We start from the raw sequence: 10,400 nt of genomic DNA, 5'->3' as shown, positions 1-10,400 counted from the left end.
TCGCCTCCGAGTCCCGCGGCTACACCGCAACCAAGCACCAGCGCGAAGTCGGCACCGGCTACTTCGACGACATCTCCACCGCGCTCAACCCGAACGCGTCGACACTGGCTCTCGTGGGATCCACGGAGGAAGGCCAGTTCCACTAGTCCCCAGCCGCCCCCTCCACTCGCAATCTCGCGAGGGAACCCGGCGGCTGTGGGCCCACTCAGCCCCATGGTGAGTTGTCGATTTCGCTCACCGGAAGGCACGACGGCGGCCGGCGGCCAGGTGCCCATGCCTCGGGCCGGGAAAGGTGATCCGGGAGCGTGCGTAAAAGGGGCCCTGTCCCCGGCCCGGCCGAGCTCTGCGAGGCCCATGGCGGGGATGGGGAATAGCACGCGGAGGATCGCCTTTTTCGGCCCTGTCCAGCACCAACCGCCGCAGCGCCACCAAACTTGCTTCGTCTGAGGAGAGAATTGAAATGAACAGCTTCACCGACAACTTCACGATCAACGGGATCACACTGACCGCCCAGCCCATCTGCCGGCAGAGCGAGGTGCTGACGCCGGACGCTTTGGCCTTCGTTGCTCAGCTGCACAAGGCGACTGCGGGGCGGCGTGAGGAACTGCTGCGGGCGCGCCGTGCCCGGCGGGAGTCCATCGCCCGGGGCGAGGACCCCCGCTTCCTGCGGGAGACGGAGTCCGTCCGGAACGATCCGCACTGGCGGGTTGCTCCCCCGGCCCCCGGACTGGAGGACCGCCGGGTGGAAATCACCGGTCCGGTGGACCGCAAGATGACCATCAACGCCCTGAACTCCGGCGCCAAGGTGTGGCTGGCGGACATGGAAGACGCCTCAACGCCGTCGTGGCGCAATGTCATCCAGGGCCAGCTGAACCTCACGGACGCGCTGGAGCGCCGGATCGACTTCACCTCCCCGGAGGGCAAGGAGTACAAGCTCAAGGCCGCCGGCGAACTGCCCACCATCGTGGTCCGGCCCCGCGGCTGGCACCTGCCCGAGAAGCACATGCTCATCAACGGCGAACCGATCGCCGGCGGCATCGTGGACTTCGGCCTGTACTTCTTCCACAACGCCCGCCGCCTCCTCGCCCAGGGCAAGGGCCCCTACTTCTACCTGCCGAAGATCGAAAACCACCTCGAAGCGCGGCTCTGGAACGACATCTTCATCCTGGCCCAGGACCTGCTCGGCATCCCGCAGGGCACCATCCGCGCCACGGTACTGATTGAAACCATCACCGCCTCATTCGAGATGGAGGAAATCCTCTACGAGCTGCGGGACCACGCCGCAGGCCTGAACGCCGGCCGCTGGGACTACATCTTCTCCCTCATCAAGAACTTCCGCACCCGCGGCCCGCGCTTCGTCCTGCCGGACCGTGCCCAGGTCACCATGACCGCCCCGTTCATGCGGGCCTACACCGAACAGCTGGTCCGGGCCTGCCACAAGCGCGGCGCCATGGCCATCGGGGGCATGGCCGCCGCCGTTCCCAACCGCAAGGACGAAGCCGCCAACGCCAACGCCTTCGAGAAGGTCCGCGCGGACAAGACCCGCGAGGCAGCGGACGGCTTCGACGGATCATGGGTGGCGCACCCGGACCTGGTGCCCGTGTGCCGCGAGGTGTTCGACGGCGTCCTGGCCGGCCGCCTGAACCAACTGGACCGCCTGCGTGAGGACGTCACCCCGGACGACCGGGCCCTCATCAACGTTGCGGCAACTCACGGCACCATTACCGAACAGGGCATCCGCAACAACATCGAAGTGGGCATCCGCTACATCGAATCCTGGCTCCGCGGCAACGGCGCAGTCGCCATCCACAACCTCATGGAAGACGCCGCCACCGCGGAGATCTCCCGCTCGCAGCTGTGGCAGTGGATCTACTCCCGCGCCATCACTGACCAGGGCGAGATCATCAGCCGGGAATGGGTGGAGGAGATGCTGGACGAGGAGTTCGCCCGGCTGGAGCGCTTCGACGGTGACCGCTTTGCCGACGCCCGCGACATCTTCGAGGAGGTCACCCTGAGCGACAAGTTCCCCAGCTTCCTGACGGTTCCCGCCTACGCCCGGTACCTGCACGAAGCCCGCGAGGGCATCGACGCCACGGCCGAGGCCATCGAGGACGAGCTCGTCGCCGCCTAGACGCCCCGAGATTTCCGTTAGCCGGGCCGCCACGCCTTCGCAACAGCACCCCCGAAATCCGGGGAGGCAGCCCGGCAACGGAACCCACCATTTCAGAAGCGCGAACTGGCAGCTAATGGCCCAAAATCCCACCTTTGAGGGCGCTAGCTGCCAGTTCGCGCTCGGGTTTAAGGAACGTACGACGGCGGGACCGCGGCTAGCGCTGGCGTGGCACCTTGCGTACGGAGAGGGTCGTCGAAATGACGAACGCCAGCACGGACCCGAGGATCACCAGAAGAGGTATGGACCAGGTGCCCGAGGTGCTGTGGACGTAGCCCACCACAGTCGGAGCCAGCGCCGCTACGCCATAGCCCACGCCCTGGACGATGGCCGACATCCGGCCCGCGGACGCCTGGTCCCGGGCGACCTTGATGATGGCAGTGAAGATCAGTGTGATGCCGCCGCCCTGCGCCACTCCCCCGAGCGAGGACCACAGCCACCACAGCTGGGGAACGAACAGCAGCCCCAGCGGAACGGTCAGCCACATGGCACCCAAGGTGAGCACAACCGCCGTCGTACTCATGAACCGGGCCGCAAGCGGCACACCCAGGCTGCCCGCGATGGCCATGATCTGGAACAGGGAGGAGCCGGCCCCGGCGGCTGCCGGCGTCATGCCGAGTTCATCGGACAGCAGGGTGGGCAGCCAGGCCGTCACGCCGTAATAGGAGATGGCCTGGCCAGCGAAACCGGCCGTCAGTCCCACCGTGATCCACCGCGACGCCGGGCGGCCGGCCGCTTTTGGGCCGCCGGTGCCGTCATCGGCCGCGGGAAGGAAGGCCCGGCGTCCGGAAGCGAGAACCCAGAATCCGATCGCCGCGATGGCGAAGGCCGCGGAACCCGCGACTGCAGCCCGCCAGCCGACCAGCTCGGCCAGCGGCGCCGTAACCACGGAAGTGGCAAACGAGCCGACGTTCAGGGCAGCCGTATAGATGCCCATGGCGGTCCCCTGGCGGCGCGACGAGAAATCCCGCCGGATGATCAGCGGCACCGCGATGTTCCCCACTGTGATGGCCAGGCCGAGGATGACCGTACCCGCCATCACCATGGCCCCGCCGCCGGCCGAACGGACCGCCACGCCGGCGAGAACGCCCGCGAGTGTGAGGGTGATGGCCACTTCAGCGCCGAGCCGGCGCCCTGCGAGTGAGGCAAGGGGCGCCGCCAGCGAGAAGCACAGCACCGGGATGCCGGTCAGCAGGCCCAGCTCAACGGGCGAGAACCCCAGCTCCTGCTGCATCGGTCCCAGCACCGGGGCCACGGCCACGAAAGGTCCCCGCATGTTCAGTGCAATAAGGCCGATGCACGCGAGCAGGATCCAGCTGCGGGGAACCGCGGTTCCAACGGTGCCCCTCATAGGGCGAAGGGGGCAGGGTGCCGGGAGCTGAAAAGGGGTTTCATCTCCTCATTGCTATCACGGAGGGCCTAAAACGTTGGAAAAGCGGCGCCCGCAGGGGCGCAAGTGTCCGTTCGCGACCACCCGCGGGGCTCAAGTGTCCGTTCGCGCCCACCCGCGGGAGCTCAAGTGTCCGTTCGCGCCAGAGTGGTTCCTAGGGAGCCTGCAGGAACCAGTCCCGCTGGGCGTTGCTGACGCCCGGTGCCTCGCGGAAACGGCCCGGCTGCGCCACCCAGCCCACGCCGTTGGCGATCACCTGCCGGATCTGCGGCTGGTGGTACACGGGGTACTCCTGGTCGCCCGGGCTGAAGTAGAAGATCCGGCCTTTCCCGCGCGTGAACGTCACGCCCGAGCGGAACACCTCGCCGCCCTCGAAGGAGCTGATGAAGATGAGGTCGTCGGGCTCGGGAATGTCGAAGAGCTCGCCGTACATCTCTTGTTTTGGAATGACGATGGGGCTTTCCACGCCGGCGGCGATCGGATGCGACGGCTTCACCGTCCAGACAAGTTCCCGCTCGCCCTCGTTCCGCCATTTCAGCGAGCACGTGGTGCCCAGCAGCCTGGTGAAGATCTTGGCGAAGTGCCCGGAGTGCAAGACGATCAGGCCCATGCCGCCCAGGACGTGCCGCTGCACCCGGTCCACAACCTCGTCGCTGACGTCGCCATGCGCCACGTGCCCCCACCACAGGAGAACGTCCGTGGCAGCAAGGGTCTCTTCGGACAGCCCGTGTTCCGGATCAGCCAGCGTTGCCGTGGTGATGCCGGAATCCGGGTAGAAGGCCCTCAGTCCGTCCGCGACGGCGCCGTGAATGCCGTTGGGGTACATCTCGGCCATGGTTTCCGGCTGGTTGTTCGCCTCATGGACGCCTTCGTTCCATACCAGGATGTTGAGTTTTTCGGTCATGTCAGAACCTCACTTCGCGCTGTTCGAGGGCGGATTTGTAACAGGCGTCGAGCACCAGGGCCCGCGTCAGCGCGAGTGAACCGTCGTGGGCTCCCCACACGGTTTCGCCGCCGCGGACGGCTTCCACAAAGTCCTCCACCACGCCCTGGTGCGCCCGGCCCGGCTCGGCCACCACGACGTAGTCGGCGTTCTCGCCGTCCTTTTCCTTGAAGATCCGGACATCTGCGACCGGGACATTGGAGGCCCCGACGGCGCGAAGTTCCGCTCCGCCGTCGGTCCCGTAGACGGTGAAGTCCATCAGGTCCTCTTCGTCACGGTAGGCGGCCCAGCCCGCTTCGAGGATCAGCGTGCCGCCGCCTTCGAGGCGGATGAACGCCGAGGCGAAGTCCTCCACTTCGAACTTGTGGGAGGACTTCATGGCGGTGTAGCGGGCGTTGCCGCCCAGGCCGCGGGGGCCCAGCTCGGAATGCGTCGAGGCCGAGACGGAGATGACCCTTGGCTCGCCCAGCAGGTGCAGCGCATAGTCCAGGACGTGGACGCCGATGTCGGCCAGCGGGCCGCCTCCTGCCAGGGCAGGGTTGGTAAACCAGCTGCCCAGCATCGGGATCCCCTGTCGGCGGAGCCACGACGCCTTGGCGTAGTACGGCCGGCCGAGTTCGCCGTCGTCGATAATGCCTTTCAGCTTTTGGATGTCACCGCGGCGGCGGTGGTTGAAGGCCACATCCAGCACGCGGCCTGCTTTCCGCGCCGCTTCCACCATCTGGAGGCCTTCCTCGCCGTTGCGCGCCAGGGGCTTTTCGCTCAAGACGTGCAGCCCGCGTTCAAGCGCTGCAATGGCAATCGGGGCGTGGAGGAAGGTCGGCACGGCCACGCTGACGGCGTCCAGGCCGTCGAGTTCGATCAGGTCCTCCCAGCGGGCAAACGTGTGGGGGACACTGTACTCGTCCTTGATGCTCCTAAGCAGGTCCTCTTCCATCGCGGCCACCGCAACCAGCTCCACGCCGTCGATGTTCTTGTAGGCCGCGATGTGCTGCTGGCCGGCCCAGCCGATACCGATGACGCCAACCCTCAGGGGCGCGTTTTTCTGCGTGCTCAATTTTCAAGACTCCGTTTTCGGTTGGTTGTCGCTGGTTATCCGGTGGCCTGCAGCGTGGCTTCAATGACCGTCGGGGACAATACGTGCTGGGTGACCATCTGGCTCGCGCCCAGGACGGCCGCCTGGCCGCCCGCCTTGGACAGACCGATGCGCAGGTGCGTGGTGGCGAGCGGGAGCGACCTTCGATAGACCACTTCGCGCACGCCCGCCATGAGGTGTTCGCCCGCCTGGCCGAGGCTCCCGCCCACGACGATGACCGAGGGGTTCAGGAGATTCACTACCGTGGCGAGCACATCGCCCACATCCCGGCCGGCCTGGCGAAGGGCCTGGATGGCCTGCAGGTTACCCCCGGCCACCAGGCGGAGGACGTCGGCCCCGGTCTCTGCCTCAATGCCCTGTTCCGCCACTGCCCGTGCCACGGCAGGGCCCGACGCGAGTGCCTCGAGGCAGCCGTAGTTGCCGCACCGGCACAGGACGTCGTCGCCCCGGGGCACCCTGACGTGGCCCAGGTCCCCGGCGGTGCCGTTGGCGCCCCGCTGCAGTTCACCGTTACTGATGATGCCCGCCCCGATGCCTGTGGCCACCTTGATGAACAGGAAGTTGTCGTGCTCCGGCCAGTGGGCCGTGCGTTCGCCGAGCGCCATGATGTTGACGTCGTTGTCCACCAGCACCGGGACAGGAAACGAGCGTTGGACGTGGCTGACCACGTCGAACCCGTCCCAGCCCGGCATGATGGGCGGCTTCACCGGCATGCCAGTGGCGTGCTCCACGGGCCCCGGCAGGCCGATCCCGACGCCGGCAAGGTCCTCCGCGCTCCGTCCGGTCTCCGCCAGCAACGACGTCGCCTCCGCCACGAGCCTGCCCAGCACTTCCTCCGGCCCCTCGGCCACATCCTGGGCCAGACGCCGTTCGCCGAGGATGTTTCCGCCCAGGTCAGTGACCGCGATGATCACATGGGTGGCACCGACGTCGACCGCCAGCACTGCCCGGGCGGCAGGTTTGAAGGCAAAGCGCGACGGCGGCCTGCCACCACTCGATATCGCCTCGCCGGCAGGGCCAACCAGCCCCGAGGCAATCAGCGCATCAATGCGGGAAGCCACCGTGGAACGGGCCAGTCCGGTGGTCAGCGCCAGCTCGGCCCGCGTCCGGGCCTTGCCGTCGCGGAGCAGCTGAAACAGGTCGCCGGCGCGGGACAGACTGCCCATACCGTCGGCGGAAACAGGCTCCGGAGTCGGGCCAATACCCGTTCTTGGACTCATGGCATCAGTGATAGCACGAATGCTTCTGGGTGTCACAGGACACAAAGAAGGTCGATAACTTTCAGACTTTTGCTTGACCCTCGTCAGAAGCGGTCCTAGGTTGAGCTGTGACCAGACAGAACCTGCAAAGGAGCGTCATGTCTTACTCACTCCAGCTGTACACCCTGCGCAACGCCATCCAGGAGGACCTGCCCGGCACCATCCGGAAGGTCGCGGAGATCGGCTTCACGCAGGTTGAGCCGTACAACTTCGTGGCCACTGCCAAGGAACTCGGCGCCGCGCTGAAGGAAAACGGCCTCATTGCCCCGTCCGGCCACGCGCCGCTGCTCAGCCAGGACCAGGACGAGATCTTCGCGGCAGCCAGGGAGCTCGGCATCGGCACGGTGATCGAACCGTACATCACGGCCGAGCACTGGCAGAACGCCGAGGACATCCAGGCCACCGCGGCAAAGCTCAACGCCGCCGCCCGAAAGGGTGCCGAATACGGCATCCGCGTCGGCTACCACAACCACGCCTGGGAACTGGAGTCCACCATCGAGGGCAAGACGGCCCTGGAGTACTTCGAAGGGCTGCTGGACCCCGAGCTGGTGCTGGAGGTGGACACCTACTGGGTAGCCGTGGGCGGCAAGGACCCGGCGGAGATCCTGGCCAAACTGGGCGACCGGGTGAAGTTCATCCACATCAAAGACGGCCCGCTGACCACCGACACCAAGGCGCAGCAGCCGGCAGGCCAGGGCAGGATCCCTGTCTGGGACGTCATTCACGCAGCAAAGTCGCTTGAGGTCGGCGTCGTGGAATTCGATGATTACTCCGGGGACATTTTCAACGGCATCACCGAGTCGCTCAGCTTCCTGAACTCAGGCTCCGCAAAGGCCACCGAAGGGGCACAGGCATGAGCGGCATATCCACGCCGTCTGCCCTCCGGGGGCCGGTCGGCGTCGGCGTGATCGGCGCCGGCAACATCAGCAAGCAGTACCTGGACAACCTGACTGTGTTCCCGGACCTGAAGGTCCACGTCATCGCCGACCTCTTCGAGGAAGCTGCGGAGGCACGCGCCAGGGAATACGGCATCCCCGAGTGGGGCGGCGTGGACGCCGCCCTGAACCATCCCGACGTCGAAATCATCGTCAACCTGACCATCCCGGCCGCACATGTGGAGGTGGCCACCGCCGCCGTCAACGCCGGCAAGCATGTCTGGACCGAGAAGCCCTTCTCGCTGGACCGCGAATCGGGGCTGGGGCTGCTGAAAACGGCCGACGCCGCGGGCATCCGCCTCGGCACCGCGCCGGACACGTTCCTGGGTGCCGGGCTGCAGACCGCCCGCCGGCTCATCGAACGCGGCGACATCGGCACCCCGCTCACGGCCATGACCACGTTCCAGACCCCCGGGCCGGAGTCCTGGCACCCCAACCCGGCCTTCCTGTTTCAGTACGGTGCGGGGCCGCTGTTCGACATGGGCCCGTACTACCTCACCGCCCTGGTCCAGACGTTCGGGTCGGTCCGGAAGGTCGCCGCCGTCGGGTCCAAGGCCAAGGAAGTCCGCGTCATCGGCTCCGGTCCCAGGGCCGGCGAGGAATTCACCGTTGACGTCCCCACCCATGTCTCGGCGATGGCCCAGTTCGAGGGCGGCCAGTCCTCGCACAGCGTCTTCAGCTTCGAGTCGCCGCGCCTGCGGATGGGATTCGTGGAGATCACCGGTACCGAAGCCACCATCTCACTCCCGGACCCTAACTATTTCGACGGCGACATCAAGCTCTGGCGCGCCGGTGACGAGGACTGGACCGTCATCCCCGCCACCGGCCCGGCCAACGGCCGGGGCATGGGCGTGCTGGACATGGCACGCTCCCTCCGCGCCGGAGTTCCGCACCGCGCCACCGGCAATCTCGCGTACCACGTCCTGGACACCATGGTCTCGATCTCCGAATCCGCGGAATCGGGGACGTTCGTCGACGTCGAAAGCTCCGCCCCCGCGTCCGCAGCCCTCCCCGAGGACTGGAACCCCAGCGACCCCACCCTCTAGGAATGCCAATGACTTCCCACGAATCCCCTGGCACACCGCCGGGAGCCAGCCGCCCTCTGGGCGTGGCGATGATCGGCTATGCCTTCATGGGCAAGGCCCACTCGAACGCGTGGCGGAACGTCGCCAGCTTCTTCGACGTTCCGGCCTTCGAGCAGAGAGTGCTCGTGGGCCGGGACGCCGGGCAGGTCGCCGCGGCGGCGGCCAAGTATGGCTGGTCCGAGTCCGCTACGGACTGGCACGCTGTCCTGGAACGGGACGACATCGATATCGTCGATATCTGCGCCCCGGGCTGGATGCACGCCGAGATCGCCATCGCCGCCCTCGAAGCCGGGAAGCACGTGCTCGTGGAGAAGCCCTTGGCGAACACCCTCGCCGAAGCCGAGGCCATGACCGAAGCTGCGGTGGCGGCGCGCGCACGCGGGATCCAGTCCATGGTCGGATTCAACTACCGCCGCGTGCCCGCCCTGGCACTGGCCCGGGAACTGATCGCGGAAGGCCGCCTCGGCACCGTGCGGCACGTCCGCGCGGCCTACCTGCAGGACTGGCTCGCGGACGCGGAATCGCCGATGACCTGGCGGCTGAACAAGGAAACCGCCGGATCAGGCGCCCTCGGGGACATCGCCTCACACGCAATCGACCAGGTCCTGTTCCTCCTCGGAGACTCCGTCACCGAGGTCTCCGGCCGGTTGCACACCTTCACTACAGTCCGGCCAGGCCAGCACGGGCCGGAGGACGTGACGGTCGACGACGCCGCCTGGGCCACGCTGTCCCTCGCCTCCGGGGCCATCGCCTCAGTCGAGGTTTCCCGGGTGGCCACCGGGCAGAAGAACTCCCTGAAACTGGAGATCTACGGCGAGAAGGGCACCATCCTCTTCGACCTGGAGAACCTGAACGAGCTCGGCTTCCTGGACGCCACCGTCCCGGTGCGGGAGCAAGGCTTCCGCCGAATCCTGGTCAACGAACCCGACCACCCCTACCTTGACGCCTGGTGGCCGCAGGGCCACATCATCGGCTGGGAACACACCTTCACGCACGAGATCCGCGACTTCCTGTCCGCGATCGGCACCGGTGACGCGCCGTCGCCCTCGTTCGAGGAGGGCCTCGCCGTCCAGCGGGTGCTCGCCGCCGTCGAGGAATCCGCCGCAGCGAAAAGCGCTTCCATCCAGCTCGTCCAGGCCACCGGCGCCGCAGCCGCCGCACCGACTGAAGGAGCCTGACATGTCCCGCCCGTACACCCTGTTCACCGGCCAGTGGGCCGACCTGCCCTTCGAGGAAGTCGCCAAGCTGGCCTCCGGCTGGGGTTACGACGGCCTGGAAATCGCCGTCTCCGGCGACCACCTGGACGCCTGGCGCTGGGACGAACCCGGCTACGTCGAGGCCAAACTCGCCGTCCTGGACAAGTACAACCTCAAGGTCTGGGCCATCTCCAACCACCTCAAAGGCCAGGCCGTGTGCGACGACCCCATCGACTTCCGCCACGAAGCGATCGTCGGGTCCCGGGTCTGGGGCGACGGCAACCCCGAAGGCGTCCGCACCCGCGCCGCCGAGGAAATGAAACACA

8 protein-coding genes and 2 pseudogenes are annotated in these 10,400 nt (G+C 67.1%); 6 read left to right on the top strand and 4 right to left on the bottom strand.

From position 1 onward, the window contains the following. Nucleotides 1-146 (top strand): annotated as a pseudogene (locus tag AC5RWD_RS22760) (isocitrate lyase); the annotation flags it as partial. Nucleotides 147-460: 314 nt separating this feature from the next. Continuing rightward, nucleotides 461-2,131, top strand: a complete 1,671-nt coding sequence (gene aceB / locus AC5RWD_RS22755) for a malate synthase A (RefSeq protein WP_494022195.1) — start codon at nt 461-463, stop codon at nt 2,129-2,131. 196 nt (nt 2,132-2,327) lie between these two features. Here the strand turns inward: aceB and AC5RWD_RS22750 are convergent, their stop codons facing one another. The 4 genes from AC5RWD_RS22750 to AC5RWD_RS22735 all read right to left on the bottom strand — a co-directional run bounded on the left by AC5RWD_RS22750 (nt 2,328) and on the right by AC5RWD_RS22735 (nt 6,819). Then, nucleotides 2,328-3,521 carry an MFS transporter gene (locus AC5RWD_RS22750; RefSeq protein ID WP_494022194.1) on the bottom strand — a complete coding sequence of 398 codons (1,194 nt, stop codon included), beginning with the start codon at nt 3,519-3,521 and terminating at the stop codon, nt 2,328-2,330. A 193-nt stretch (nt 3,522-3,714) separates the two neighbouring features. Then, on the bottom strand, nt 3,715-4,464 hold the full coding sequence (locus tag AC5RWD_RS22745; RefSeq protein WP_494022193.1) for a ThuA domain-containing protein: 750 nt from the start codon (nt 4,462-4,464) through the stop codon (nt 3,715-3,717). Between the two features lies 1 nt (nt 4,465). Continuing rightward, the gene (locus AC5RWD_RS22740; RefSeq protein WP_494022192.1) at nt 4,466-5,560 is read right to left on the bottom strand and encodes a Gfo/Idh/MocA family protein; all 1,095 of its coding nucleotides are present in this window, start codon (nt 5,558-5,560) and stop codon (nt 4,466-4,468) included. 35 nt (nt 5,561-5,595) lie between these two features. Continuing rightward, nucleotides 5,596-6,819 (bottom strand): ROK family transcriptional regulator, encoded by a 1,224-nt coding sequence (locus tag AC5RWD_RS22735; RefSeq protein ID WP_494022191.1) that lies wholly within the window; start codon nt 6,817-6,819, stop codon nt 5,596-5,598. Between the two features lie 137 nt (nt 6,820-6,956). On the opposite strand from AC5RWD_RS22735, the gene AC5RWD_RS22730 reads away from it, so the two are divergent. From AC5RWD_RS22730 to AC5RWD_RS22715, 4 genes and pseudogenes are all read left to right on the top strand, one after another. After that, a complete protein-coding gene (locus tag AC5RWD_RS22730) occupies nt 6,957-7,715 on the top strand; it encodes a sugar phosphate isomerase/epimerase family protein (RefSeq protein WP_494022190.1) in 759 nt (252 codons plus the stop codon). Beyond that, nucleotides 7,712-8,839 (top strand): Gfo/Idh/MocA family protein, encoded by a 1,128-nt coding sequence (locus AC5RWD_RS22725; RefSeq protein WP_494022189.1) that lies wholly within the window; start codon nt 7,712-7,714, stop codon nt 8,837-8,839. The genes AC5RWD_RS22730 and AC5RWD_RS22725 overlap by 4 nt, the downstream gene beginning before the upstream one ends. Nucleotides 8,840-8,847: 8 nt before the next feature. Then, entirely contained in the window at nt 8,848-10,056 is a 1,209-nt protein-coding gene (locus AC5RWD_RS22720; protein WP_494022188.1) for a Gfo/Idh/MocA family protein, read from the top strand. Between the two features lies 1 nt (nt 10,057). Beyond that, a pseudogene (locus tag AC5RWD_RS22715) lies at nt 10,058-10,400 on the top strand (sugar phosphate isomerase/epimerase); the annotation flags it as partial.

It is taken from the genome of Arthrobacter sp. CMU6 (assembly GCF_059090205.1).
The sequence above is the reverse complement of the archived record's forward strand: the minus strand, read 5'-3'. Positions and strand labels throughout refer to the sequence as shown.